The organism is Bordetella muralis (assembly GCF_054781015.1).
Genome location: NZ_BAAGVF010000004.1, coordinates 144,109 through 169,411, shown reverse-complemented (window position 1 = coordinate 169,411; position 25,303 = coordinate 144,109). Strand labels below are relative to the sequence as shown.

22 protein-coding genes and 2 tRNA genes are annotated in these 25,303 nt (G+C 58.5%); 12 read left to right on the top strand and 12 right to left on the bottom strand.

Translation table 11 applies throughout. The features are described 5' to 3' along the window. Positions 1-2 precede the first annotated feature (2 nt). The gene (locus tag ACYVIT_RS09410) at positions 3-1,268 is read left to right on the top strand and encodes a Zn-dependent hydrolase (RefSeq protein WP_415807910.1); all 1,266 of its coding nucleotides are present in this window, start codon (positions 3-5) and stop codon (positions 1,266-1,268) included. A gap of 93 nt (positions 1,269-1,361) precedes the next feature. After that, positions 1,362-2,348, top strand: coding sequence for a hydroxyacid dehydrogenase (locus ACYVIT_RS09405; protein ID WP_415807909.1), 987 nt, complete (start codon positions 1,362-1,364; stop codon positions 2,346-2,348). Here the strand turns inward: ACYVIT_RS09405 and ACYVIT_RS09400 are convergent. Together ACYVIT_RS09400 and ACYVIT_RS09395 are read right to left on the bottom strand one after the other, a co-directional pair. After that, entirely contained in the window at positions 2,332-2,652 is a 321-nt protein-coding gene (locus ACYVIT_RS09400) for a helix-turn-helix domain-containing protein (protein WP_415807908.1), read from the bottom strand. The genes ACYVIT_RS09405 and ACYVIT_RS09400 overlap by 17 nt on opposite strands. Next, the gene (locus tag ACYVIT_RS09395; RefSeq protein ID WP_415807907.1) at positions 2,652-3,014 is read right to left on the bottom strand and encodes a type II toxin-antitoxin system RelE/ParE family toxin; all 363 of its coding nucleotides are present in this window, start codon (positions 3,012-3,014) and stop codon (positions 2,652-2,654) included. The genes ACYVIT_RS09400 and ACYVIT_RS09395 overlap by 1 nt, the downstream gene beginning before the upstream one ends. A gap of 315 nt (positions 3,015-3,329) precedes the next feature. Here ACYVIT_RS09395 and mutS point away from each other — a divergent pair, with 315 nt between their 5' ends. Next, on the top strand, positions 3,330-5,984 hold the full coding sequence (gene mutS / locus ACYVIT_RS09390; RefSeq protein WP_415807906.1) for a DNA mismatch repair protein MutS: 2,655 nt from the start codon (positions 3,330-3,332) through the stop codon (positions 5,982-5,984). 50 nt (positions 5,985-6,034) lie between these two features. Then, the gene (locus ACYVIT_RS09385) at positions 6,035-7,174 is read left to right on the top strand and encodes a ribosomal protein uL16 3-hydroxylase (protein WP_415807928.1); all 1,140 of its coding nucleotides are present in this window, start codon (positions 6,035-6,037) and stop codon (positions 7,172-7,174) included. A gap of 29 nt (positions 7,175-7,203) precedes the next feature. Here the strand turns inward: ACYVIT_RS09385 and ACYVIT_RS09380 are convergent, their stop codons facing one another. The 3 genes from ACYVIT_RS09380 to ACYVIT_RS09370 form a co-directional block, all read right to left on the bottom strand. Further along, positions 7,204-7,656, bottom strand: a complete 453-nt coding sequence (locus tag ACYVIT_RS09380) for a CesT family type III secretion system chaperone (RefSeq protein WP_415807905.1) — start codon at positions 7,654-7,656, stop codon at positions 7,204-7,206. Positions 7,657-7,720: 64 nt separating this feature from the next. Beyond that, a complete protein-coding gene (locus ACYVIT_RS09375) occupies positions 7,721-10,987 on the bottom strand; it encodes a hypothetical protein (RefSeq protein ID WP_415807904.1) in 3,267 nt (1,088 codons plus the stop codon). Between the two features lie 65 nt (positions 10,988-11,052). Further along, positions 11,053-11,436, bottom strand: coding sequence for a type III secretion system chaperone (locus tag ACYVIT_RS09370; RefSeq protein WP_415807903.1), 384 nt, complete (start codon positions 11,434-11,436; stop codon positions 11,053-11,055). A gap of 351 nt (positions 11,437-11,787) precedes the next feature. On the opposite strand from ACYVIT_RS09370, the gene ACYVIT_RS09365 reads away from it, so the two are divergent. Next, positions 11,788-12,006, top strand: coding sequence for an endopeptidase (locus ACYVIT_RS09365; RefSeq protein ID WP_415807902.1), 219 nt, complete (start codon positions 11,788-11,790; stop codon positions 12,004-12,006). 160 nt (positions 12,007-12,166) lie between these two features. Here ACYVIT_RS09365 and bamC read toward each other — a convergent pair whose 3' ends face one another. From bamC to ACYVIT_RS09345, 4 genes are all read right to left on the bottom strand, one after another. Next, complete coding sequence (bamC, locus tag ACYVIT_RS09360) at positions 12,167-13,297, bottom strand: outer membrane protein assembly factor BamC (RefSeq protein WP_415807901.1); 1,131 nt, start codon at positions 13,295-13,297, stop codon at positions 12,167-12,169. Positions 13,298-13,308: 11 nt separating this feature from the next. Further along, the gene (dapA, locus tag ACYVIT_RS09355) at positions 13,309-14,211 is read right to left on the bottom strand and encodes a 4-hydroxy-tetrahydrodipicolinate synthase (protein WP_415807900.1); all 903 of its coding nucleotides are present in this window, start codon (positions 14,209-14,211) and stop codon (positions 13,309-13,311) included. A gap of 84 nt (positions 14,212-14,295) precedes the next feature. After that, complete coding sequence (locus tag ACYVIT_RS09350; RefSeq protein WP_415807899.1) at positions 14,296-14,943, bottom strand: site-2 protease family protein; 648 nt, start codon at positions 14,941-14,943, stop codon at positions 14,296-14,298. A gap of 26 nt (positions 14,944-14,969) precedes the next feature. Further along, positions 14,970-15,596 carry an L-threonylcarbamoyladenylate synthase gene (locus ACYVIT_RS09345; protein ID WP_415807898.1) on the bottom strand — a complete coding sequence of 209 codons (627 nt, stop codon included), beginning with the start codon at positions 15,594-15,596 and terminating at the stop codon, positions 14,970-14,972. A gap of 43 nt (positions 15,597-15,639) precedes the next feature. Between ACYVIT_RS09345 and ypfJ the strand changes: the two genes are divergently transcribed. From ypfJ to ACYVIT_RS09330, 3 genes are all read left to right on the top strand, one after another. Next, entirely contained in the window at positions 15,640-16,497 is an 858-nt protein-coding gene (gene ypfJ, locus ACYVIT_RS09340) for a KPN_02809 family neutral zinc metallopeptidase (RefSeq protein WP_415807897.1), read from the top strand. A 209-nt stretch (positions 16,498-16,706) separates the two neighbouring features. Then, positions 16,707-17,243, top strand: a complete 537-nt coding sequence (locus tag ACYVIT_RS09335) for a hypothetical protein (protein WP_415807896.1) — start codon at positions 16,707-16,709, stop codon at positions 17,241-17,243. A 2-nt stretch (positions 17,244-17,245) separates the two neighbouring features. Then, on the top strand, positions 17,246-18,010 hold the full coding sequence (locus tag ACYVIT_RS09330) for a DUF1828 domain-containing protein (RefSeq protein ID WP_415807895.1): 765 nt from the start codon (positions 17,246-17,248) through the stop codon (positions 18,008-18,010). Positions 18,011-18,034: 24 nt separating this feature from the next. Here ACYVIT_RS09330 and ACYVIT_RS09325 read toward each other — a convergent pair whose 3' ends face one another. Further along, a complete protein-coding gene (locus ACYVIT_RS09325) occupies positions 18,035-18,307 on the bottom strand; it encodes a hypothetical protein (protein WP_415807927.1) in 273 nt (90 codons plus the stop codon). Between the two features lie 227 nt (positions 18,308-18,534). On the opposite strand from ACYVIT_RS09325, the gene ACYVIT_RS09320 reads away from it, so the two are divergent. The 4 genes from ACYVIT_RS09320 to pntB all read left to right on the top strand — a co-directional run bounded on the left by ACYVIT_RS09320 (position 18,535) and on the right by pntB (position 23,836). Next, positions 18,535-18,610, top strand: a tRNA-His gene (locus tag ACYVIT_RS09320). 225 nt (positions 18,611-18,835) lie between these two features. Further along, entirely contained in the window at positions 18,836-20,293 is a 1,458-nt protein-coding gene (locus tag ACYVIT_RS09315) for a phospholipase D-like domain-containing protein (protein WP_415807894.1), read from the top strand. Between the two features lie 491 nt (positions 20,294-20,784). Next, the gene (locus tag ACYVIT_RS09310; RefSeq protein WP_415807893.1) at positions 20,785-22,395 is read left to right on the top strand and encodes a Re/Si-specific NAD(P)(+) transhydrogenase subunit alpha; all 1,611 of its coding nucleotides are present in this window, start codon (positions 20,785-20,787) and stop codon (positions 22,393-22,395) included. Positions 22,396-22,423: 28 nt separating this feature from the next. Beyond that, on the top strand, positions 22,424-23,836 hold the full coding sequence (pntB, locus tag ACYVIT_RS09305; RefSeq protein ID WP_415807892.1) for a Re/Si-specific NAD(P)(+) transhydrogenase subunit beta: 1,413 nt from the start codon (positions 22,424-22,426) through the stop codon (positions 23,834-23,836). A 179-nt stretch (positions 23,837-24,015) separates the two neighbouring features. Here pntB and ACYVIT_RS09300 read toward each other — a convergent pair whose 3' ends face one another. Continuing rightward, a complete protein-coding gene (locus ACYVIT_RS09300) occupies positions 24,016-24,999 on the bottom strand; it encodes an alpha/beta fold hydrolase (protein ID WP_415807891.1) in 984 nt (327 codons plus the stop codon). 193 nt (positions 25,000-25,192) lie between these two features. Beyond that, positions 25,193-25,269: transfer RNA gene (locus ACYVIT_RS09295), tRNA-Arg, on the bottom strand. Between the last annotated feature and the right edge of the window lie 34 nt (positions 25,270-25,303).

Sequence of the window (25,303 nt, the reverse complement as noted above, 5' to 3'; positions counted from 1 at the left end):
CCATGAACCATCTTCCCGATCCCGATATCGATTTGGCAGCCCGCCTTTTCGAGACCCTGCGTACACAGTCGTTCGACGGACTGGGCATGACCCGCGACACCTACGGTGCCGGAGAGCAACGCGCCCACGACTTGGTGCAAAACACGGCGCGCGAATTAGACCTGGAAACCCGTGTTGATACCAGTGGCAATCTCTACATCACCTTGCCAGGACATTATCGGGATCGGCCCATGCGGTTGACAGGCTCGCATCTGGACTCTGTACCTGCCGGCGGGAATTTCGATGGGGCGGCAGGAGTGGTTGCAGGACTGGCGGTGTTGGCAGGTTGGCATATGGCCGGCTACCGCCCGGAAACAGACGTTACCGTCATGGCGATTCGTGCAGAGGAAAGCACTTGGTTTCCCTACTCCTATTTGGGCAGCAAGGCCGCTTTTGGTTTGGTCGACGCCTCCGTGCTCGACTTACCACGCGCCGATACCCGCCAGACGCTACGTGAACATCTGGCCACATTGTCTATTGACCCTGCCGCATTCGGACGTGCTGCGCTACATCCCACCGGAATCGATCGCTTTGTCGAGTTGCACATCGAACAAGGTCCGACTCTGGTCGAAGCCGACATACCTGTGGGCATCGTTACCGGCATCCGCGGCAGCTTTCGATATCGCGACATGCGTTGGATCGGCGAATACGCACATTCCGGTGCAGTCAACCGGCGTTACCGGCGCGATGCCGTGCGTGCCGCGGCCTTATGGATGACCGCGCTGGATAAAACCTGGGCAGACCTTGAGGCTGCTGGCGAGGACCTCGTCGTGACAGTAGGCCAACTATCGACCAACCCGGCTCAGCATGCCTTCAGCAAAGTGGCCGGCGAACTGGATTGCTGCATCGACGTACGCAGCATTAGCATCCCCCTGCTCGAGCGGTTTGATCAATTGTTGCGCGATCACGCATTGGAAACGGCGCGAACCACCTCAACCGAGGTGCACTTTGGCCCCAAGACGGGCTCGCAACCCGCTCTCATGGACACAAAGCTGATCGCCCAATTGACCGCCATGGCTTCGGCCCGCACCATCCCTGCACTGACTATGCCCAGCGGGGCAGGACATGATGCGGCGGTGTTCGCGCAACAGGGCATTCCAACCGCCATGATTTTCGTGCGTAATCAAAACGGCTCACACAACCCTCATGAGGCCATGGACCTATCGGATTTCGCGGTGGCGACGCAATTGCTATCCGATATTCTCGCCGCTGACCACGCTGCTATTTAGTCATCAAGAGTCCCTGGTAGTGCCTACAGATACACAACGGCTCTCCTTTTTCTTTCCGGCATGAATGCCGGGATTTCTCGAGGCAATCCATCGATGAAATGTCTGATCGTCCAACCCATTCATGAACAGGGCCTGGCAATGCTGCGCACAGCGGGCATCACCTGCATCACCCCCAAATCTGCATCCATGCAAGACGTCGCCAATGCCATTAGAGACTGCGATGCTGTCATTACCCGCAATGCGGGCTTGAACACGCTCGCCATCGAATCCGCTCCGAAACTGCGTATCATCGGCAGCCACGGCGCGGGTACCAATGCCATTGATCTCGGGTCAGCCGAACGGCTGGGAATCCCTGTCGTGAACACTCCCGGCGCCAACGCGCGCTCCGTGGCGGAACTGGCCCTGTCGATGATGTTGGCGCTAGTCAAACGCACGGTGGCACTGGATCAGGCCGTACGCAATGGCAATTGGGATGCGCGGTATGAGCCGGGCCTGTATGAGCTTTCCGGCATGTCGCTGGGCATCGTCGGCTTCGGCCAGATCGGACGATTATTGGCGCGGATGGCAGCTGGTGGATTTGGGATGACGGTTCGCGTCTACTCTCCCTCGGTCGCGCCCCGTGAGATTATCGCCGACGGTTTCGAAGTCGTCGATAGTCTGGCGGACGTGGTCAGTCAAGTGGATATTCTTTCCTTACATCGGCCGTCTCGTGCGGGAACAGCTCCGTTACTGACGGATGCCTTACTCGCGTCCATGAAACCAGGGGCTCTGGTGATTAATACGGCTCGTGGCGATCTGATTGATGAGGAGGCACTCAAGCGTCATCTGAAGTCCGGCCAGATCGGTGGAGCAGGTCTCGATGTTTTTTCACAAGAGCCGCCCCCTGATGATTCGCCGTTACTGCACATGTCACAAGTCGTCCTGGCGCCTCATGCAGGAGGCAGTACGGAACAAGCCCTGGCTCGCACCGCGCGTGCCGTCGCCAGTCAGGTCATCGAGGTACTACAGGATCAATGCCCCGCTCATCTAGTTATTCCGTCGGTATGGGGACGGCGACGTGGGATCAGGCCGCAACCGTGATGCCTGGCAAATGGGCGCGTCGTGCGGGTTGCACCACGATTTCGACATGCTGGTCCAGTGACACCAGCGCTTGCATCAGCCGTTCGAGCGAAATGTTTTGAAGCTTGTAACGGCGGACTTGGGACACCTTCGGTTGTGTCATACCAATGATCGCCGCCGCCTCGATCTGACTGAGACCGCGTTGATCGATCAACTCATTGAGTTTAAGTGCCAGCGCAGCCTTAGCTGACAGCTCCGTGGCATCATCGAAACCCAGATCCAGCAGCACATTGTCGATACCCTTGGAATGATCGATACGAGTCATCATATTCTCCTGTTCGTCCCATAGCGGGCGAGCACTGCCTTTAACCGCTTTTCGATCAACGTCACGTCCGGTTGCGGCGTGGCGATCCCGGTCTTGGATTTTTTCTGGAAAGCGTGGAGTACATGCACAGCGTCACATATCCGTACGGTATAAACCGCGCGAAAGGCATCGCCCCGATGATCATCCACCAGTTCGTACACTCCGGAACCGAGCCCCTTCCATAGCTTGGCTGAATCTGGAGTACCACCCAACTGAGCTACAAACAGCGCCACGCCCATGTCCTTCTGCACCTCGATCGGAAATTCCTTGAAATCCTTTTTTGACGAACCTTCCCAATAGAGAAGCTTACGTTTCTGCTCCATTATTATATCCGTTCAGGTATAGAGGGTAAACTCCCCATGTCGGCGAGGCGGCATCGACAAAGCCCGGCATGTGTTCGTCGATCTTGCAGCACATACACACAGACGAGGGCAGCGCCATCGCCGAATCGCTCTTCACATATCACGGGGGAATCAACACGCAAGTTTGATTTGCATACCCGAGATCTTATTTGCGTCCAACCATGACAGCTGGATATTCAACCAGCCACCATTCCAAATCAGACTAATCTCCCGAGCCGGTGCTTACACTCGCGTCGCCTTGAGGCGTAAATGCCGAGGCCCGATACAATACCGGGCATGAATTCCGCACCGCAAAAATCCCCTACCGACTCCCTGGCCGGCCATACGCCGATGATGCAGCAATATCTACGCCTCAAAGCCGAGGCGGGACCGTTGCTGCTGTTCTATCGCATGGGCGACTTCTATGAAATGTTCTACGAAGACGCCGAGCGTGGTGCGCGTTTGCTGGGCCTGACGTTGACCAAACGAGGTGCCTCGAACGGCACGCCGATTCCCATGGCGGGCATTCCGGTGCACGCCATGGAGCAATACCTGGCCCGTCTGGTTGCCCAGGGTGAATCCGTCGCCATTTGCGAACAAATCGGCGACCCTGCAGCATCCAAAGGTCCAGTCGAACGGCGCATCGTGCGCATTGTCACGCCCGGCACTCTCACCGACGAGGCCCTGCTGCCGGCCAAAGCCGACCGTGCGCTGGCGGCTGTCTGCATCAGCGGTAAGGCACGCAACCAACGCGCCGGACTGGCATGGTTGAACTTGGCCAGCGGCGAGTTTCGCGTGACCGAATGCGCGCCCGCGCAGATCGAGTCGGAATTGCATCGCATTGCACCCGCCGAACTGGTCTATGCGGAAAGCGCCGAGCTGCCCTTGGCGTTCGACGGCGCTCGCACGCGCGTTCCGGATTGGCACTTCGAAAGCGATGGTGCACGTGCGCATCTGCTGGCGCATTTCAAGACCGATACGTTGTCGGGCTTTGACGTGGACGATATGCCGGCAGCCATCTGCGCAGCGGGCGCTCTGCTGCGCTACGCCGCACGGACGCAATCGCAGGCCTTGGCACATGTGCAGAGCATTGCCGTTGACCGCCCCGGCCAATATGTATTGATGGATCCGGTCACGCGCCGCAATCTGGAGTTGACGCAGACCCTGAGCGGCGAAGACTCCCCGACCTTGTTCTCGTTGCTCGACAGTTGCCAGACGCCGATGGGCAGCCGGTTGCTGCGACGCTGGTTGCACCATCCCCTGCGCGACAACGCACCGGCCCAGGCCAGGCAACAAGCCATCGCCGCCCTGCTGGCAGGCCGCATGGATGTGGAACAAACCTTTGGCGCGGCAGGTTTGTTGGAAACGCTGCGCGATGCGTTGGATGCATTTCCCGACGTCGAACGTATCGCCTCGCGTCTGGCGCTGAGATCGGTGCGCCCACGAGAATTGGCCAGCTTGCGAGACGCGTTGTCTGCCCTGCCCGCGTTGCGCGAGTTGATCGTGCCGCTGGAGAACACGCCTCGCCTCGCGCAGCTCGCAGCCCATCTCTCGCTGGACCCGGCCATTGGCGACCTGCTGAGCCGTGCGATTGCCCAAGAGCCGGCTGTCGCCATTCGCGACGGCGGCGTCATCGCTACCGGCTTCGATGCCGAACTGGACGAGCTACGGGCGCTGGCGGCGGACGGAGGAGATTTTCTGCTGCAGCTGGAAGCTCGTGAACGGGAACGGACGGGCATCAATAACCTGCGCGTCGAGTTCAATCGCGTGCACGGTTTTTATATCGAAGTCACCAAGGGCCAGACCGACAAGGTGCCCGACGACTACCGCCGCCGCCAGACGCTCAAGAATGCCGAACGCTACATCACGCCTGAACTGAAGTCCTGGGAGGACAAAGTCCTGTCCGCCCAGGACCGCTCGCTGGCTCGGGAAAAATGGCTATACGAGCAAGTCCTGGATGCACTGGCAGCGTTCGTGCGCCCGCTCTCGGAGTGCGCCGTCTCACTGGCGGAATTGGATACCTTAGCCGCATTGGCTGAACATGCTCGCCGTCATGGCTGGGTCGCACCCGAGTTGACCGAGCAGGCCGATATTTCCATCGAGGCAGGCCGTCATCCGGTGGTAGAGCGTACGATCGAGCGCTTTACGCCCAACAACTGCTCGCTCGACGCCACACGCCGCATGCTGTTGATCACCGGCCCGAACATGGGCGGTAAATCCACATACATGCGGCAGATCGCCTTGATTGCATTGCTCGCACGTACGGGCAGTTTTGTGCCCGCACAGCGTGCCACCATCGGCAAACTGGATCGGATTTTCACGCGCATCGGCGCGGCAGATGATCTGGCTGGCGGACGCTCGACTTTCATGATGGAAATGACCGAAGCCGCAGCAATCCTGGCAGCCAGTACGCCGCATAGTCTGGTGCTGATGGACGAAATCGGCCGAGGCACCTCCACCTATGATGGCTTGGCATTGGCATGGGCGATTGCGCTGCGTCTGATCACGCACAACCAGGCACTGACCCTGTTCGCCACGCACTATTTTGAATTGACACGTCTGCCTGCGGAACAACCCACCGCCGCCAACGTGCACTTGGCCGCCGCCGAATCCGCGGGAGGCATTGTGTTCCTGCATGAGGTCCGCGAGGGCCCTGCCAGTCGCAGCTACGGGATTCAAGTCGCCCAGCGAGCCGGGATTCCCGCAGCGGTCATTCGCCATGCCTCACGCGAACTGGAACGCCTGGAAGCCCAAGGCGCCCCTACGCCGCAACTGGGTTTATTCGCCGCTGCCCTGGACGCCGACGCGCAAGCCAACGCCGCCAGCGATCGTTCCGAGCAATCGGCGGCGTTGGACACGTTGCGTGACGAACTGGCCCACATCGATCCCGACAGCCTGACGCCGCGCGAAGCGTTGGAAGCCCTTTATCGTCTCAAAGCCTGCCTACCGTGAACATCAACGAACCCTTGACTCTGCTTGGCGGCATCAGCGCCGCCGACTTCATGCGTCGCTTCTGGCAGCGCAAGCCGTTGCTGATCCGGCAGGCGATTCCGAATTTCAAACCGCCCGTCAGCATTGCGAATGTGAAAAAGCTGGCGCGCCGCGATGATGTGGAATCACGCCTGATCTGGCGCGAAGACGGCACCTGGCAAATGGAAAACGGCCCCTTTGCGCGCCTGCCCAAACCCGCGGAGCCGGACTGGACGCTGCTCGTGCAAAGCGTGGATCTGCACGACGATGCCGCCACGGCGTTGTTGCAGTTGTTCCGTTTCATTCCGGATGCACGCCTGGATGATGTCATGATCAGCGTGGCCTCGGATGGCGGCGGCGTGGGACCGCATTTCGATAGTTACGATGTTTTCTTGCTGCAAGCCTCGGGGCGCCGCCGTTGGCGCTATGGCCGGCAGAAGGATCTTTCCTTGCAGCCGGACCTGCCGCTAAAGATATTGCAGAACTTCACGCCTGAGCACGATGTCATCCTGGAACCGGGCGACATGCTGTATTTGCCGCCACAGGCAGCACACGATGGCGTTGCCGTCGGCGGTGACTGCATGACGATTTCGATCGGGTTTCGGGCGCCTACGCAGGCCATTTTGGCGCGAGGCCTGCTCGAGGCGGCAGCGGACCAGGCCATGGCTCGCGTCGGATTGCTGGGAGGCCCCTATGGTGAACCGGCGCTACCTGGCCCAAAGCTGGATGCGCTATATCGTGACCCCGGCCAACCTGCCGTCGAAACACCTGCCGCCCTGCCCGACGGTTTGGTACAAGCAACGTTGGATACCTTGGCCAAGGTCCGTTTCGATGATGCACTAGCCTCACGTTTTCTAGGATGCTGGCTGACCGAGCCCAGCAACCTCAGCGTCTTTGAACCCGCTGACGGCCCGCTCGTCGACCTGGCAACAGAATGGCCAGAGAACGGCTATTTGGAACTGGATCGCCGCAGCCGCATGCTATATCGCGGCAAGCAGCTATTCATCAACGGCGAGACGGCCACTGTCGCTGCGCACCCTGCATTGCGTGCCCTGGCCGATGCGCGCCAACTGCAATGCAACGACCCACGCTGCAGCAAGCTGGGCGAGGATGAACGTGAATGTCTGACGGATTGGCTGGATGCCGGTTGGCTGCATTATCGGCAGGTCTAAGCCGCCGGCAACCGTGCCGAAAGGTTCAATCAAGCTACGATTATCTCGCGGTCGACGTCACCGTCAGACTCGACACCCAGGTCGCCGTCGGCTCGTTCGGGAAAGAACAACCGCAGTTTCACCAGACGCCACGCCTCGATAAAGTCCTCCATGCGGCTGACCACATCATCATGGGACATCCGCGCTACAGGCAGACGATGAACGAGAAACATTGGCCCATAGCGGTCAGTCAGCGCGATAGCCCCGAGATCGCGCATGTGCAACAGAAAGTTCATGTACAGGCAGACTTGCGGATTCAGCGCCTCCATCTGACCTTCGTCGGCTAATAGGGCGCTGATCATCCACGCCCCCCGGTCCACGTCGTTCGTGATACAGAGGATAAGGGCGTCGTCCAGCGCGATGGTACAGACGCCCTCGTCGAAGGAGAGCGGCAAACCCAAGGTCGCGCTCAACTGCTTGAGGTGCGCTTCAGAGCTCGTCATTGCATTCATGCTCATGGTTTCAATCAGTATCCTGAATCGAGACGGCGACGCGGCTGCACGCTCATCACGGCCGCATGAGGCCATTGAGATCATATTGGGCGCCATGCCGGCGCCGCTGCATCAGCAACTCATCCAGGTTCTGTAGTGCAGTCCGCGGTTGGGGCGAAACTTCCTTCACCGATGGCGGTGTTTTTTCATGCAGCTTGAATCCAGTACGAGCAAAACCAACACGGAAGCTATCGTACCGGCCACGAGACAGTACCTGTGGATCAGAAAAGTTGTAACGGTCAGGAATGATGCTGGACGTTGAGGCGAGCTTTATCCCTTCGATATTCACACCCGCCAGCCACATCATGCTGCGCACCCAATCCGCACAATTCCCCGCCCGCACGGCAAGGCGGCCTTTTTCATCGGTCGCGGTAAAGCCGTCCGCCCCCTTGATCATTTCAGCGCTGCGTATGTTGTACCGGCTCTCCAGGGCGGCTGCCAGTTCGGCGAGCGCTTCGTCGCTCATCGGAACGGGAACTCCGGGTAGCTCGCCACCGAAATTCCTGATGCGAATTTTGGCCAGATCTTCGTCGGAATTCTTTGCTCGGATTCCGGCCACAACTTCGTCGGGATTCTTGGCGCGAACCACTGACGGCGGTGGTAGCGAGTCGCGTACTATTCTCTCGGCCTCTACTGCCAATCTGATGTTGTCCTCCAGGGACGTTGGCGCTGTTTTCAGGTTATCAATATAGTCATTGAGCCGTTCGGCGTCGGTCAAAAATACATCTCTAAGCCGATCCGCCGTCCAGCTCTTGCGCCAGCCGGCCGGCTTCAACTCGCCAAGTCGGGCGGCAAGCGGCTCAAAGTCCTGCGTTGTCAACGCCTCTGAAAGCGAGTTGTGCTCAGACGTCGGCTGACGAGCTGCCTTTTCTCGGATGCGCGCCATGATCAAGTCAACTCGACGAGGATCGGATGAGGCGAGCTTTTCCTGCTGGGTCGCAATAGCGTCCTTTACGAACTGCTCATATATGGCTTCGAAGGAACCATTCTTCTTATACCTCTTGAGTTCGTCCGAACTGGGGGTGGCCTCCCAATTGTCGGGTCTGAGTTTTCGCATCGCGGCAGCAAGCCTGTCGTTCGCGCTTTGCCAATACTCGTTCGCGATAGTCTTGGACACTTCCCGCATCTGTAGTTCTTTCCGAACCGCCTTGAGATCCAACTCCAAGGTTTCGATGTTCGATAGTTTCTCAATTTTGTGAGACAGCTGATGAATGATACGTTGGTTATTCCAAAGGCCCGCCAACAAACCATTGACCTTGGGTAGGGAAAGCTTCTCAAGCTGCTCGCGCTCGCTAGCTGAAAGTCCCTTGCCGTCCTCCAGCAACCCTTTAACGCTGTGTCTGAAACGATGGGCTTCTTGTCTAACGCGGCTCTCCAGATCTGTTCGCTTTACTCGTGCCTTGTCTGTAGCGACGTATGCTTCCTCTACGGTTCCGATTCGCTCCCTCATAGTCCCGAGAGCCCTGCGCATTGGCGTGTCGGCAGGCTGACTCTGCAGCGGCTCGAGCGATAGTCCCCCAAGGAGCCCCTGAGCGCGAAGCGATTGAAGTACCTCCGGGCACCATGGCCTCTCTACGGGGACGGCTGCAGCTTGCGCGGGAGCTGCAGCTTGGGCAGCGGCTGCAGCCTGGATGGCGACCGCTTCCTTGCTGTCGAGTTTCGTTTCGGCGAAATGATCCAACAGCATTTGGATGCGAACGAGCTCCTGCATGGCACTGGCCTGCTTATGTTGGTAGCTCTTGAGCTCCTTGCTCAACTCTTCCGTGGAAGCATTCCTGCCGTAAAGATGATAGAAGGGCACATCATTCGGCTCTTCCTTTATCTCACTTTCACGCAGGATTTTCGCGGTCTCGATGATTTTTTTTATCTCTATCATCGGCAAACGTATGCTGGTGACATCCTTCATTTTTCCGCTCCCCATGCCCAACAGGTTGGTAGGAACAGATTTACCGATTTTCAGATCTGCCGCTGAAATAACCGTCGGATTAGTCATTTCATACTCAGCCTCTCCGTTCATGCTCCGAGTCACAGTCCCCTCCGCGAATCTGATCGTCCCACGGAACAGCGACTCATCCGTGAGCTTCTCAAACAAAGACGGGGCTGGCCGTAACGGGTCCGCTATGTAAGAAAAATCGAGTTTGGTAAGCTTCCACACATGCATTTCGGGATCCAATGTCTCGATATACATGGCTGCGTGCCGAGGGCTCTCAGTGATCAAATGAATAACACCCGCGTCCTTCTCGAGGGTGAATCCCGAGTAGCGAGAGTGGGCGGGGTCTCCCGCACTAGCTCCGAACATCTCATTAAACGGTCTTTCGGCACGGCCTACGGTCGACCGATTTTTGAAAGCCAATCGCTCTAACGCTTGAAAGTCGTTTTTCGTGAGATCACAGAGCCGTCCGGTCTTCTTGTCAATTAATCTGCTTTCTACGTATTTACTGACGAGTCGATCGAAGGCCACCTCTTTGGTACTGACTGCGTCCACGCTACCATTTCGAAAATAGGCCAGCTTAAGCGATGCCAGGCAGTGCGCCAGAGTTCTCTCGGCCACGCTTTCCTCAGTGGGAACGCTTCCCTGAGGAGCAAGCATCAGACGTGTTACGCTACGCCTAGCCTCAATAGCGCCTTGATTTCCCTGACTCGACATGTCGCTGTTCGTAGTAAGGCGAATGACCTCTGATCCGGTCTGACACCGCCGTAGCAGAGCCTTATAGTCTTTCAAAGGATCGAAATTCTGAGCGTCTGACACACGGCCGCCCGTGGATTGCGGACGATAGCGTCTCAGTCCGCTCATCGTGATGGATGCAATTTGGAGTTCGGCCTTGCTTTTGAGCTCGGCAATCTTCCTGGGCGTGAGGAATGCGCCCTTTTGAGAGGCAAGGAGATCAATCTCCGCTTCGATCCGTGCGATGGCAGCGAGTCGGACCACTACGATCGACGCCATTGTTTGATCGGTGCCACGGAACGATCCCTTTTTTTCTGCGCTACTGATTTCAGAATTTAATATAGAGGCGTATTGCTCCGCCTCATCGTCTATAAACGGAATGTCCAGATACTTTTCCCGAAGCTCGGATTTGAGTTGCTTGAACAGTTCTTGCTGCTGATCTAACGTCGACGCCGTGTGAACACGGTAGCCAAGCCAGCCCCAGAAACCCCATGCTGAAACGGTAGATCGTGTGCCGAACTCATTGCTTTGGGAGTTGTTGTCCGAGGACGTTTGCGCAACCACCGCGTCGTTCAGGGCATCTTGGGAAAAGGTTGTAGAAAGTAGTTTGCCGACCATCTCGACACTCCATTGCTTTAATAGAATCACTCGGCGGCATATCGCTCGGACAGGCCGCCCATTAATCAATAAGCTCGCAATCGTTGTTGCCAATTGACGGCAACTTCGCAAAATGTCTTGAGAAGAGGCAAAAAGTCATCTGGACTATGGACGCCGGTAGGGACACTCTTGAAAAGGCATACCACAGGATCATCCGGCCGCAGGGCGAGCACAGCGCCTTCCGTGCCGGCCCCGAGAAAATTGGCGTGCCCCATGTCCTGCAGAAACGCGTCACCACTGGGTGCGCCGCCTAGCTCCGTATACAAGAGCACCGTCTCGATGCTGGAAGTCTCCAGACTGACTGTGACCTGCTGATCGCTCTCGAGCGTAAGATAGAGGACGGCACTGTCCTCAGGTTGAGGGGCGCCTAAAAGGCGTGCGAGTTCCCTCAGAAAGAGTTGCCCACTCATTTGCATCGTCCGCTCCGGATGCGTGATTGAGATACTTAATTGTGATTGTGAGTGGCAGCATGAAATTTAAAGTTCCAACTGGAACTCGAGAGCGGGCCTGTCTGTGCACAAATCCTACAGAAAGAAATTCGTATCTATCTCCCACAGACTACGGACGAGAGGAAGCGTTTGAAACATTAAGAAATACCCAACACGCATCAGTAAAGCTTGTTACATTTCAGATGCCACCGCTTTAATTTTTACACGCCAGCATTCGCCTGATTCCTGTAGCCTGACTACTGGTTTCCCCTAATGGGATTCTGATTTCCCCGACTTGGGGCCGCATGATCGTCATTTCACAGGAGTCTCAACATGATCAGCAAAACCTTGATTCTTGCTTCGGTATTGGCCGTAGCGCTGACCGCTTGCGACAAGAAGGAAGACACCTCGAGCCCCGCCGGCTCGGCACCGTCGACCACGGCACCGGCACCTACGACCCCCGCACCCACGGCACCTACGCCCGCTCCGGACAGCTCGACCACGACGCCGTCGACCCCGGGCACCTCGACCACGCCTGGATCGGGTGGCTAAGTCCCCCGTCTGGTGAGATTCGCCAGACATGAAAAAGGGCTGCGGCGATTGCCGCAGCCCTTTTTTTGCCAATCTGAGCCAGCCCCAAAGTAAAAACGCCCCCGCGGGGGCGTTTTTACTTTGGGGCTGGGCCATTGACAGTGGCCCCCCTGCTCGAGCATCAGACCATTTTGTCCTTCAGCACGCCCAACAGACGCTGCGCCGTGGCACTATTGTCACGTTGGCCGCTGGCGTTGAGCACCGTCACCTGCGTCTGACCACCGACTTCGGTCAGATGGATGCGGTATTGCGCCGCCTGGGTTTGTTTGTCACCCGAGAACATCCGGCTGAAGAAACCCGGCTCGCTTTGCTGGGCGCCCGTATCCGTATCCACATAGCGCACGAAATACTCGCCAGCGGAACGATCACGATCATCCACCGCAAAGCCACCCGAATCCAGCGCTACGCCAACACGACGCCATGCGCGGTCAAAGGACTCGTCGACCACCAGCATGGCGCCATCGGCGCGCACGTCCTGCTGGACCTTCGGCGACTGCGGCGAAGCCTCGGCCTGAGCAACCAGCTTGCGAGCGCTGTCGACGTCCGTGCCTAGATACACCATCAGGCGCGCCAGCATGGCGGCGTTCAGACCGGGGTCTTCTTTGCCGTGTTCCCATTGCACTTGAGAGTCATCGGAGCCCACGCGCTTTTCGAACATCTGCTGGTGCGAGATATAGATCTCGGTACGCCCATTGACGCGCTCGACACGCGTACGGAATTTCTCGCGCTCGCCGCTATCCCACACCGAATCCAGAACGGAACCCAACGCCTGGCGCAGCCAGCTCTCGGGGATCTTGGCACGGTTCTCGGCCCAGTTCGTGTCGATCAAACCGGCCTTGGGATTGTTGTTCGCAATCGTAAAGCCAGTATCTGTCCAGAAATCGACCACTTTGGGAAAGACTTGCTCAGGAGGCAAATCGACCACCAGCCAACGCAAATCGCCATCACGCTCGACACGCATGTCGCTACGCTCGGGCAGCACATTACTGGTCTGTGCTGTCGTAGAAGCGACTTGCTGGCCCTGCTCTTGATATTGCGAGAACGTGGTGCTGCCCGATGCAGGAGCACGATAACGTGGATCGTTCGATGCCTGAGTCAGATCCGGAGGGATGCTCAGCGGTTCGCCACGTTTTGTGCTTTTGTAATCGATCGACTCTTCGCCGCCCAGAAATTCATTCACATCGCTGCAACCCGCCAGCAATGCCAGAGCCATCAATGCCGACGCAGCGGCATGACGTTGGTTCATACGCATCCTCACTTAAATTAGAGCAGACCCGTTTCCTGGAGTGTGCGACGGACCGTATCGTGATGCTGCGCGCCGAGCTCAACCAGCGGTAACCGGTAACCCAACGACGTACGGCCCATCTGGGCAAGCGCCCATTTCACAGGAATGGGATTAGCCTCGACAAACAAGGCCTTGTTAAGACGAGCCAGTCGCGAGTTTAGTTCACGCACTTTTGGAACGTCACCGGCCAAGGCCGCAGCACAAAGCTCACGCATGAGCCGTGGTGCGACATTGGCTGTCACCGAAATATTGCCTCGAGCACCCAACAGAATAAGTGCGGCTGCGGTAGGATCATCGCCGCTGAACACCTGAAAATCTGCGGGGGCTTCGCGCAACAACAACGCCCCGCGGCCGATATCGCCGGTCGCGTCCTTGATACCGATGATGCCCGGGACTTGGGCCAGACGCAGCACGGTTTCGTTGCTCATGTCAGCGACCGTACGGCCCGGCACGTTGTACAAGACCGTCGGCAAATCCACCGCCTCAGCAACGGCGCGGAAATGCTGATAGAGGCCTTCCTGGGAAGGTTTATTGTAGTAAGGCACCACGGACAGGCCAGCCTGCGCGCCCACGCGCTTGGCGTGACGCGTCAGATGGATCGCCTCGTCGGTCGAGTTGGCGCCGACGCCCGCGATCACAGGAATACGCCCCGCCGCGTGCTCTACCGCCACGCGGATGAGCTCGGCATGCTCGTCCATGGACACCGTGGGAGACTCGCCCGTTGTACCGACCACCACCAGGGCGTCGGTGCCTTCGGCGACGTGCCAGTCGATCAAAGATCGATAAGCCGGATAATCCAGGCTGCCATCAGGCTGCATGGGCGTTACCAACGCCACCATGCTGCCCTGAAAAGTAATCGTTGCGGAATCGGGGGATGCCATGAAAATGGGCTCCGAACCCGGCGCAACATGCACCGGGCGAGAAACAGGTCAGTCGAACCGTCGAGTTTACCGGAATATTGGCAATTACAAGAACCACGTAACGATGGTTGAGCCCAATTCCATAAAGGGCCGCATCAAGGTCCACAATACATCGGTCGCCAGCAATACCAGCACGATCAGCAAGCCATAGGGCTCGATCCGGGAATATTGCCAGGCCAGCCGATTAGGCAACAGGCTGAATACGACGCGACCACCGTCCAGAGGCAGAATAGGCAGCAAATTGAGCGCCATTAGGACCAAATTGACGTTAATACCCGCCATACCAACCTGGTACCAATAGCCCTCTTCGATACCGGCAGCCAGGAACAGGCGCATCGAGATGACCCACAGAATGGCCATGACGAGATTGGCGGCTGGCCCTGCCAAGGCCACCCACAACATGTCCTGCTTCGGGCGGCGCAGACGTCCGAAGTCCACCGGAACGGGTTTGGCCCAACCGAACAGCATGCCCGGCCCGCCCATCAATTTGGACATCAGCAAGATCGCCACGGGAACCAGTATGGTGCCGACGGGATCGATGTGGCGCACAGGGTTGAGCGTGATGCGCCCCGCCTGCTCGGCAGTGGGGTCCCCGAACATGCGAGCCACATAACCGTGGGCCGCCTCGTGCAGAGTGATCGCGAAAATAACGGGGATCGCGTAGATCGCGATGGCTTGAATAATGTCGGACATGAGGCGCCGGAGTTATCTTTTTAATATCAGACCAAACCCAACGTGGCGGGATCACCCCGGCCACGTCGCAGCACGGCCGGCTCGTCGCCGGTCAAATCAATAACGGTAGTGGGAGATTGCGGGCAAGCACCGGCATCGATGATAGCCGCCAGATCGTGGGCATAGCGATCGCGGATATCCTCGGCGTCGTTGAGCGCCTCGTCTTCATCCTTGGGGATCAGCGTCGTTGACAGCAACGGCGCCCCCACCTGTTCGAGCAGCGCCAATGTCACCGCGTGCTGAGGCACCCGGATCCCGATGGTCTTGCGAGACGGGTGAGATACCCGGCGCGGTACCTCGCGGGTCGCCTCGAGAATAAAGGTCCAGGGCCCCGGCGTCGCGGCCTTCAGCAAACGGTATTGGCGATTATCGACCCGCGCGAATTGGCCGATCTCGGCCAGATCGCGACACAAGAGTGTCAAATGGTGACGTTCGTCCAATCCGCGCAACCGGCGCAACGCATCAGCGGCCGCCTTGTCGTCAAGATGGGCCACCACGGCATAACTGGAGTCGGTAGGCACCGCCACCAAGCCGCCATCGCTCAGCCATTGCGCGGCCTGTTTGAGCAAACGCGGTTGCGGATTGTCAGGATGAATGGAGAAAAAGAGAGCCATGGGTTTATCCTAGCATCCTTAGCGCTTGCTCAGGAGAAACAAGATGCGCATGGATGACTCGCGGGAAAGTCAAAATATCGAAGATCGACGCTCAAGCGGCCCGCGGTTCGGCGGACGCCGGGGGTCGATCGGTATAGGCACCATCGTACTGGCTTTAGTGGCGATCTATTTCGGCGTGGACCCCTCGGTCGTGCTGCAAATGGCCGATGGCACTGCGCCGGTACAACAACAGCAAACCTCGACCCAGCCGCCGGCCGACGATCCGCAGACGCGCTTCGTGTCCAAAGTCCTGGGCGAGACCGAAGACGTCTGGAGCACGATTTTCCAGGAAAACCTCAATCGGCAGTATGTCCCGCCCAAGATGGTCCTGTTCCGCGGCGCTACGCCGACCGCCTGCGGTACCGGGCAATCCGCCATGGGGCCGTTTTATTGCCCCGCGGACAGCAAGGTCTATATCGATCTGAGTTTCTTTGACGAAATGGAGCGCCAACTGAACGCGCCGGGGGATTTTGCCCAGGCCTACGTCATCGCTCACGAAGTCGGCCACCATGTCCAGCACTTGCTCGGCATTTCCGATCAGGTCGATCAGTTGCGCCAGCGTAACCCCGGCCAGGCCAACGCCCTGTCGATCCGCATGGAACTGCAGGCAGACTGCTTCGCCGGTCTGTGGGCGCGCCGTGCCGACCAGGCTCGCAATATCCTGGAAAGCGGCGACATCGAAGAAGGTCTGAACGCGGCCACCGCTATTGGCGACGATACGCTGCAGAAGAAAAGCCAGGGCTACGTCGTCCCTGATGCCTTTACGCATGGATCTTCCGCCCAGCGTGTGCAATGGTTCAAGCGCGGCCTGGACAGCGGTGACCTGCGCCAATGCGACACGTTCTCCGCGAAAAGCCTTTGATCGCCCTGCATTGAATATCCGGGCAAATCCGCACAGCGGATAGATCGCCCAGGCTGTCTACCATGCCGGCTCGCCAAATGGTAGACAGCACCGCATGACGGCCTGTCAAACGGTTGCGGCCTGCCGACAACGCCATGATCTTGTAATATTACGGCCCTTTCGGGTGCCCACTGGCGCACCCGCTGAACGACAACAGCCCCGAACGGCGCATGGCCACTACGCAAGCCCCTCTCATTACCCCGGCAGAAGTCCGCGAAATCCTGGCAGAGCCCAAGGAAACCGCCAAAGCGGTGACCTGGGTTCCCCGCCCTGCGCCCGGACAAGCCCAATGGGTAGAATTCGTCTCGTCCTGCCGTCTGCGCGGCGAGACACGCGACGACATCATTTTTCGTACGCTCTATCGCCCGGCGCGCACTGCCGTGCACGGGCAAGCCATCATTACCTTGGCAGAAGCCTGTTCGGCCAGCCTGTTCATCGGACCGCATCGCGTGCTGGGTATTGATACCAACGATGCGTACCACACAAATCTGGCTGGCACGGACCTGCCGCTCTATAGACACGTGCTCGATCAGCGTACCCACCAGCATCTCTGGCATCACGAGGGAGAAGGCTATGCCGAGCCCGTCATCCCTGCGCTGAACGACATTGCCACCCTGATCCCTTATTTTCTGCAACGCGCCAATCTGACGCTGGCGGGCGGCTTTGCCCACCCGCTCAAAGGCCGTCAGATCGAACTGCTCATCTGAATATGACCGCATTTCTGCCCCCGGCCGGCTGGACGGTCGTGCCCGCCGGAGAACGCGCTGTACGCGCCATCACGCCCGTCGCCATGGGCCTGGACGGCCAGCATGCCACGTTCTACATCGCCCATCCCGACGACGATTCGTTCTTCTTGACCGACGCGGGCGAAGCCGCCATGCATGCCGCCACCTATGGCGTCGAGCTCACACCCAAACGGCTGGACCAGTTGAATCAAACCCCTGGCCTCAGCCTGGCGCATTTCGACCATAGCGGCGCCATCACGGCCGCGGGCCCGCAATCCCAATTGCAGGACGCGCTGTGGGATGCAATCAAATTGACGACCGCCCTGACCTTTCAGTGCAGTCAATGGATGCCCAAATTCAGCCGCTTGCGTTTTCGCGCCGAAGTCGGCCGCACGCTGGCCGAGGCCGTGGGCGCCGAACGGTTGGTCCAAAGCGCAAAAGCGCGCGCCAGCAGCGGCCATACGGCCGAATTCGCCTATGCTGTGCGCAGCAGCGCTGGCGCCTCGCTTACCTACATCGAGCCGATTGCCCTCAAAGCTGGCAAAAAAATCGATTGGACACAGGTCTATCAGACGCACGGCAAAATGTCGGACGTCAAAATGGCCGATGCGGATAACAGCCGCCTGGTCATCCTCGAGGATGGCGCAGCCGCCGAGGAATTCAACAAAGCGGTATCGATTCTGGAACAGTCCGCGATTGTCAGACCACTGGGCAAAGCTCGCAGTTGGTCGGAGATCTTCGCTAATTGACGCGACAGGATGGGCCGGGCGCGCCTATCCCGTCACCCCTGTCAGGGCATCGACAATCGCGCACCCATGGCTGATCGCCTGGTGCACGGCTTCGCGCGGACTAAATACAAAATTCCCTTCGGCAAAGCTGGGGACTTCATATTCGTCACCCGACTCCTGTACGGAGTCAGCCTGAACCACGAATACCGAAGCGGTAAAGACGGGTGACCCCGACGCGTTTGCCTTGCTGTCTTGGACACCCCGGGTGACTTTCGCCGTCAACCGATATCCTTTGTAAACAAAATTATTTGGATGCACTCGTAGGCCCTCTCTAAAGGGCAGCATACCTCGCATATCATGACAAGCCTGATAAGTTTTGTAACGGACTGAGGAATCGTCCACATCCTAGTGATGCGTAGCGCATCCAACAGTCCAACGTGCCGTGCGGGTTCCCCGCCTTATCGACCGCACGACGCCTGAACCACCCGCATTTGCGCTGTCGATTTTTTCTATGCTATAGTTCGGCCTCTTCGCAGTACTCAGCGGTGGCTGTAGCTCAGTTGGTAGAGTCCTGGATTGTGATTCCAGTTGTCGTGGGTTCGAGCCCCATCAGCCACCCCATCGCACTTGCAGAGATATTCAAGCCCTTGATTTCCATTGGAACGAGGGCTTTTTTCATGTTCGAGCTGCCGACAAAAACGAAAAGGCTCATTTGCAAACGCGGCGTCGAAGTCCACTTGTTGCTCCCCCACGACGAAATGCGAGCTAACGGCTACAACTTGGTATCCTGACGCACCTGCCGTATATCAGGCATGACCCTCCCGCGAGAGTTATTCAGAGCTGCATATGGATCGCTTCGACGACCTTTTACATGAATACTGGCCCCATTTAGTATTCGGCATCAGCGTAGTGGCCGGCACGGGTGCGGCCGTCCATGCCGCCATGACCAAACAGGATGTCCGGGCGGCAATTGGGTGGGTCGGGGTGGCCCTGTTTTCTCCTCTGTTTGGTGCTCTGTTTTATTTTGTCGCCGGGGTAAACCGCATCCGTCACACGCGCGTTTCACAGCAGCGTGACGAAACGCCATTGCCCTACGCCAGCTACGAGCAGACCCCCATCGACGATGTGGTGCCCTACTCGGCCAGCCAATTTGCGTCGCTCAGGACACTCGGTGACCAGATCAGCCATTTCCCGGTCGTAGGCAACAATTCCGTCACGCCGCTCTCCGGAGGCGACGAAGCTTACCCTGCCATGATGCAGGCCATCCGCCAGGCGCGTCATTGCATCGCCATGCAGAGCTATATTTTTGACAGCGACGCGATCGGCCGGGAAATGGCGCAAGCGCTGATCGAGGCGCACGAGCGCGGTGTGCAGGTCCGCGTCCTGATCGACGCGATCGGCAGCAAGTATTCCCGTCCGCCCATCGTGCGCATGCTGCACCGCGCGGGCGTGCGCGCCGCGCTGTTCATGACCAACCCGCTGGGCGTGCTGCGCATGCCGTATGCCAATCTGCGCAGCCACCGCAAAATTCTGGTTGTCGACGGCAACCTGGGCTTTACCGGCGGCATGAATGTGCGCGCGGCATTTGTCACCGCCTTATCCGGTGATCAAACCAACAAAGACGTCCACTTTCAATTGGCGGGTCCGGTCGTCACGCAACTCATGTCGGTGTTTGCACACGACTGGACTTTCACTACCCAGGAGATGCTTGAAGGTGAGCCGTGGTTTCCTGCCCCGGCCTCGACGCCGGCCGGCACGGTACCGCTGCGCTGTGTTCCTTCCGGCCCCGATCGCGCCGTCGTCAGCACGCGCAATATGCTGTTGGGCGCCCTCGCCGTCGCACAGCACCACATCCGCATTCAATCGCCTTATTTCCTGCCTGATCAACCGCTGATCCTGGCGCTGGCAACCGCGGCACGGCGCGGCATTACCGTAGATGTCGTGATTCCGGGGCGCAACAACCTGCGCTTGGTCAACTATGCCATGACAGCCCAGCTGGACCAGATCATCCGCACGGGATGCCGTGTATGGCGCTCATCGGGCTCGTTCGATCATTCCAAGCTGATGACAGTCGACGGCGCCTGGTCGTATATCGGTTCGTCGAACATGGACCCGCGCAGCCTGCGGCTGAATTTCGAACTCGACACGGAAGTCTACGATCACAACCTGGCACAGTGGATCGGCAATCGCGTGGACGCGTACATCGCAGGTGCCCGGCAAGTCACTCTCGACGACCTCTATGGACAGCCATTTATCAAGCGGCTGCGCAACAAGATTATCTGGCTGGCTTCGCCGTATTTGTAATACGTACGGTATTTTTTAAAGCGTCTGTATACGCTGCCGCGCCACATACAGTACGACACACAGCGTTTTTCCTGAGTCGATATAACCGACACGTAACCGTTCAGGAGCAACGCGATGAAACGACCGTATCCCGCCAGCCATCCCACCGGCCGCTTACCCCGTCTGAGCATAAAACGATTATTGGCGGTACTACTTTTGCTCATGGGCGGATTGAGTGTCGAGGCCGTCAAACCAGTGCAGTGTTCATTGATCGCCAATAGCCGAAATTATCGTCCTCGCGCCCCCTCATCAAAGTAGCCCCCATCGAAGGGGCACACGAACCATTGAGGCCCGGACGACGGATTTACGGACCATCGCGGCGCGTAACCTGACTTACTCTGCTTGAGGGCCATTATGCCCCTGCGAACTATAGGTCGAAGCCCCCTATTCAGCAGATCCATGATATGAATACGGAAAGCAAGAAACCGTATCCATAAAAAGGGAGGCATTTGATGCAGTCAGACCCCATCTCATCGCCGCAGCGAATCGGCGTACCCCGCGAGATATTTCCTGGCGAAAAGCGCGTCGCCACGGTACCCGAGGTGGTAGAAAAGCTCGTCAAACTGGGTTTCCAGGTGGCAGTCGAGGCGGGCGCCGGCGAAGCGGCCAACTTCAGCGATGAGTCCTATTCGGCTGCCGGTGCAGAAATCGTCCAGGGCGCTGCGGCACTCTGGGCAGAATCCGACATCGTCCTCAAAACACGTCCGCCCAGCACCGAAGAAGTCTCCCTGATGCGCGAAGGCGGGATCCTGATTGGTTTCATCTGGCCCGCCCAAAACCCGGACCTGATGCAGCAACTCGCCGCGAAAAAAGCCACCGTGCTGGCCATCGACTGCCTGCCGCGCACGCTGTCGCGCGCCCAGAAAATGGATGCCCTCACGTCCACGGCCGGCGTCAGTGGCTATCGGGCCGTCATCGAGGCGGCCAATGCATTCGGGCGCTATTTCAACGGACAGATCACCGCGGCAGGCAAAGTACCGCCCGCCAAAGTCTTCATCGCGGGCGCCGGCGTGGCAGGCCTGGCGGCCATCGGGACGGCGGCCAGCCTGGGCGCCATCGTACGCGCCAACGATACCCGCGCCGAAGTCGCCGATCAGGTCAAATCCCTGGGCGGCGAATTCGTCAAGGTCGATTACGAAGAAGAAGGCAGCGGCGGTGGCGGCTATGCCAAGGTCATGAGCGAAGGCTTTCAGGCCGCACAGCGCCAGATGTACGCGCAGCAAGCAAAAGACGCGGACATCATCATCACCACGGCCCTGATCCCCGGCAAGCCGGCACCCAAGCTCATCACCGCCGAAATGGTGCAATCGATGAAGCCGGGCAGCGTCATCGTCGACATGGCTGCAGAGCAAGGCGGCAATTGCGAGCTGACCGTACCCGGCGAAGCCGTCGTGCGCCATGGCGTCACGATCATCGGCTACACCGACCTGGCCTCGCGCCTGGCCAAACAGTCGTCCACGCTGTACGCCACCAACCTGCTGCGCCTGACCGAGGAACTGTGCAAGGCCAAGGACGGGCATGCCGTGATCAATATGGAGGACGATGCGATCCGGGGCCTGACGGTCATCAAGGACGGCGCCATTACCTGGCCCGCTCCGCCGCTCAAGCCTGCGACGCCTCCTGCCGCCGCTGCAAAACCGGCAGCCCCTGTTGCCGAAAAGAAAAGTGCCCATGGCCATGGGAGCAGCGGTCCATTGCCAGCCAAAACACTGGCGATCATTTTTGCCGTCGCCGCAGTGGCCTTCTGGTTCATCGGCGCCTATGCGCCGGCAGCCTTCCTGGGGCACTTTACGGTATTCGTACTGGCGTGCTTCATCGGATACATGGTGGTGTGGAATGTGACCCCGGCACTGCACACACCGCTGATGAGCGTGACCAACGCCATTTCCAGCATCATTGCCATCGGCGCGCTAGTGCAGATTGCGCCGCCGACGGCGGGCCTGAACGATAGGCCCGACGCGCTGATTCACTGGCTGGCCTTTGCTGCGCTCGTGCTCACGGCGGTCAATATGTTTGGCGGCTTTGCCGTCACCCGTCGCATGCTCGCCATGTTCCGTAAATAAGAAAAATAAATAAAGGAAAGACATCATCATGTCCCAAAGTCTCGCCACGGTGGCCTATCTCGGTGCCGCCATTCTCTTTATCTTGAGTTTGAGTGGCCTTTCGAATCCTGAAACTTCACGTCGCGGCAATCTGTTCGGCATGATAGGCATGGCGCTGGCCGTATTGGCGACCGTGTTCGGCCCCAGCGTCAGTTCTTCGGGCATCGCATGGATTGTCATTGCGCTGGTCGTCGGCGGCGGCATCGGTCTTTATGCCGCCAAGGTCGTCAAAATGACCCAGATGCCTGAGCTGGTGGCGCTCATGCATAGTCTGGTGGGTCTGGCGGCCTGCATTGTCGGATTTGCCAGCTATATCGACCCCACCATGAAATACGAAGGTGCGGAGAAAATCATCCACGAGGTGGAAATCTACATCGGTATTCTGATCGGTGCGGTCACGTTCTCGGGCTCGCTGATCGCGTTTGGCAAACTGGCAGGCCGCATCGGTGGCAAGCCACTGCTGCTGCCTGCGCGCCACTGGCTCAACCTGATTGCCCTGCTGGTCGTGATCTGGTTCGGCCGCGAGTTTCTGGCGGCGCCTGACGTCAATGCCGGCATGCTGCCGTTGATCGTGATGACGGTGATTGCCCTGCTGTTCGGCATACATATGGTCATGGCGATCGGTGGCGCGGATATGCCCGTCGTCGTCTCCATGCTCAACAGCTACTCCGGCTGGGCGGCGGCCGCCACCGGATTCATGCTGAGCAACGATCTGCTGATCGTAACGGGCGCATTGGTTGGATCCTCAGGCGCAATTCTGTCGTACATCATGTGCACGGCCATGAACCGCAACTTCATCAGCGTCATTGCGGGCGGTTTTGGCTCGGGCAGCGGTACGCCCGCCAAGAAAAGCGATACAGCAGAACCGCAAGGCGAAGTCGTGCCCGTCAGCGCCGCCGAGACCTCCGAGATGCTGCGCGATGCCAAAAGCGTCATCATTGTGCCGGGTTACGGTATGGCGGTGGCCCAGGCTCAGCACACGGTGTACGAGATCACCAAGACGCTGCGCGAAAAAGGCGTGGACGTCCGCTTTGCGATTCACCCGGTGGCAGGCCGTATGCCAGGCCACATGAATGTGCTGCTGGCCGAGGCGAAGGTGCCCTATGACATCGTGATGGAGATGGATGAAATCAACGAAGATTTCCCCGATACGGACGTCGCCATCGTCATCGGCGCCAACGACATCGTCAACCCCAGCGCCGCCGAAGACCCCACCAGCCCCATTGCCGGCATGCCGGTGCTCGAGGTCTGGAAAGCCAAGACCTCGATCGTGATGAAACGGTCGATGGCATCGGGATATGCGGGTGTGGACAATCCGTTGTTCTACAAAGAAAACAACCGCATGTTGTTTGGCGATGCCAAAAAAATGCTGGATGAAGTGCTGGTCTCGCTGAAGGGCTGATCCCGAACTCGCACTGCAGGCTCCCGAGCCGCTATCATCGAGACTGATGATAGCGGCTCGTTTTTTCATGGCACCATCCGTACGTATTGAACGCCTTCGCGGCCATGCCTCTGCGCTATTCGAGAAGCATTGCCGGGTGATGAAAGCGTTGCAAGAACGGCGAGACCACTTCGAACAGCTTAACTACGAATAAACGCCAGCAGATCCGCATTGAATTTATCTTTGTGCGTATCAGTCAACCCGTGAGGCGCGCCCGGATACTCAATCAATTTGGCATTCTTGATCAGTTTCGCAGATGCCCTGCCCGCGGCGTCGATCGGTACGATTTGATCATCGTCGCCGTGAATGACCAATGTCGGTACGTCGAATTTCTTGAGGTCTTCCCTCATGTCGGTCTCTGAGAACGCCTTGATCGAGTCATAGGTGTTCTTGTGTCCACCCAGCATGCCTTGCATCCACCACAGATCGACCAGCGCTTGCGAGACCTTCGCCCCCGGGCGATTGAATCCATAGAACTGCACCGGAAAGTCACGATACAGTTGTGACCGGTTGGCGAGTTGAGCAGCACGAACGCCGTCAAAGACCTCGATAGGCGTTCCACTCGGATTGCTGGGCGTTTTCAGCATAAAAGGCGTCACAGCCGATACCAGGACGACCTTTGCAACACGCTTGGTGCCATGACGGCCGATATAACGGGCGACCTCGCCGCCACCGGTAGAAAATCCGACCAGGATGGCGTTTTTCAGATCCAGGGTTTCGATGACCGTCGCGAGATCATCGGCATAGGTATTCATGTCGTTGCCATTCCACGGCTGACTGGAACGGCCATGCCCGCGCCGGTCGTGCGCGACGGTGCGGTATCCCAGCTCAGACAGGAACAGCATCTGCGATTCCCAGCTATCGGAATTCAGCGGCCATCCGTGGCTGAAAACGATAGGCTGGCCGTCGCCCCAATCCTTGTAGTAGAGCTGGGTGCCGTCCTTGGTCACGATGGTCGAGCTGGATACGGCCGCGCGGCCCTGCGCCGCCCCAGGTGCGGAACTCGTCTTGGCCACGGCAGACTGGGACATACCCGCCGCCAATAAGGTCCCCATGGCGGTCGCACCGCCGATCAGAATATTGCGGCGGGATGAGGGTTCTTTGCTTTCGGTGTTGTGAGACATGAGATCGATCCTCGTCATTTTCAATGGGATGTGATCGACGAGGAGGCCCTGGCCCAATCCACCGATCACGTACGTTGATACTGCGAGGAGATCGTAGGGCGGGCGCTATTGAGGCGGTAGCCATGCGAAAGGACGCATGGTGTTGCCTGGTGCGCAGCAATGCTGTCGGCGGATATGTCAGGCCAGATGAATCTGGCCCGCCCTACACGATTCGAACGTGTGACCGCTCGCTTAGAAGGCGAGTGCTCTATCCAACTGAGCTAAGGGCGGGTATCGAGGCAGTGCGTATGATAACGCGCGGCAA

Excerpts from the sequence above, each read along its gene's own strand:
- dapA (WP_415807900.1), bottom strand. The coding sequence starts at position 14,211 with ATGGCATCCCCCGATTCCGCAACGATTACTTTTCAGGGCAGCATGGTG.
- ACYVIT_RS09310 (WP_415807893.1), top strand. The coding sequence starts at position 20,785 with ATGCAGTCAGACCCCATCTCATCGCCGCAGCGAATCGGCGTACCCCGC.
- ypfJ (WP_415807897.1), top strand. The coding sequence starts at position 15,640 with ATGCGCATGGATGACTCGCGGGAAAGTCAAAATATCGAAGATCGACGC.
- ACYVIT_RS09350 (WP_415807899.1), bottom strand. The coding sequence starts at position 14,943 with ATGTCCGACATTATTCAAGCCATCGCGATCTACGCGATCCCCGTTATT.
- ACYVIT_RS09345 (WP_415807898.1), bottom strand. The coding sequence starts at position 15,596 with ATGGCTCTCTTTTTCTCCATTCATCCTGACAATCCGCAACCGCGTTTG.
- ACYVIT_RS09400 (WP_415807908.1), bottom strand. The coding sequence starts at position 2,652 with ATGACTCGTATCGATCATTCCAAGGGTATCGACAATGTGCTGCTGGAT.
- ACYVIT_RS09365 (WP_415807902.1), top strand. The coding sequence starts at position 11,788 with ATGATCAGCAAAACCTTGATTCTTGCTTCGGTATTGGCCGTAGCGCTG.
- ACYVIT_RS09335 (WP_415807896.1), top strand. The coding sequence starts at position 16,707 with ATGGCCACTACGCAAGCCCCTCTCATTACCCCGGCAGAAGTCCGCGAA.
- ACYVIT_RS09300 (WP_415807891.1), bottom strand. The coding sequence starts at position 24,999 with ATGTCTCACAACACCGAAAGCAAAGAACCCTCATCCCGCCGCAATATT.
- bamC (WP_415807901.1), bottom strand. The coding sequence starts at position 13,297 with ATGCGTATGAACCAACGTCATGCCGCTGCGTCGGCATTGATGGCTCTG.
- ACYVIT_RS09370 (WP_415807903.1), bottom strand. The coding sequence starts at position 11,436 with ATGAGTGGGCAACTCTTTCTGAGGGAACTCGCACGCCTTTTAGGCGCC.
- ACYVIT_RS09315 (WP_415807894.1), top strand. The coding sequence starts at position 18,836 with ATGGATCGCTTCGACGACCTTTTACATGAATACTGGCCCCATTTAGTA.
- ACYVIT_RS09395 (WP_415807907.1), bottom strand. The coding sequence starts at position 3,014 with ATGGAGCAGAAACGTAAGCTTCTCTATTGGGAAGGTTCGTCAAAAAAG.
- ACYVIT_RS09375 (WP_415807904.1), bottom strand. The coding sequence starts at position 10,987 with ATGGTCGGCAAACTACTTTCTACAACCTTTTCCCAAGATGCCCTGAAC.
- mutS (WP_415807906.1), top strand. The coding sequence starts at position 3,330 with ATGAATTCCGCACCGCAAAAATCCCCTACCGACTCCCTGGCCGGCCAT.
- ACYVIT_RS09405 (WP_415807909.1), top strand. The coding sequence starts at position 1,362 with ATGAAATGTCTGATCGTCCAACCCATTCATGAACAGGGCCTGGCAATG.
- ACYVIT_RS09380 (WP_415807905.1), bottom strand. The coding sequence starts at position 7,656 with ATGACGAGCTCTGAAGCGCACCTCAAGCAGTTGAGCGCGACCTTGGGT.
- ACYVIT_RS09410 (WP_415807910.1), top strand. The coding sequence starts at position 3 with ATGAACCATCTTCCCGATCCCGATATCGATTTGGCAGCCCGCCTTTTC.
- ACYVIT_RS09330 (WP_415807895.1), top strand. The coding sequence starts at position 17,246 with ATGACCGCATTTCTGCCCCCGGCCGGCTGGACGGTCGTGCCCGCCGGA.
- ACYVIT_RS09385 (WP_415807928.1), top strand. The coding sequence starts at position 6,035 with ATGCGTCGCTTCTGGCAGCGCAAGCCGTTGCTGATCCGGCAGGCGATT.
- pntB (WP_415807892.1), top strand. The coding sequence starts at position 22,424 with ATGTCCCAAAGTCTCGCCACGGTGGCCTATCTCGGTGCCGCCATTCTC.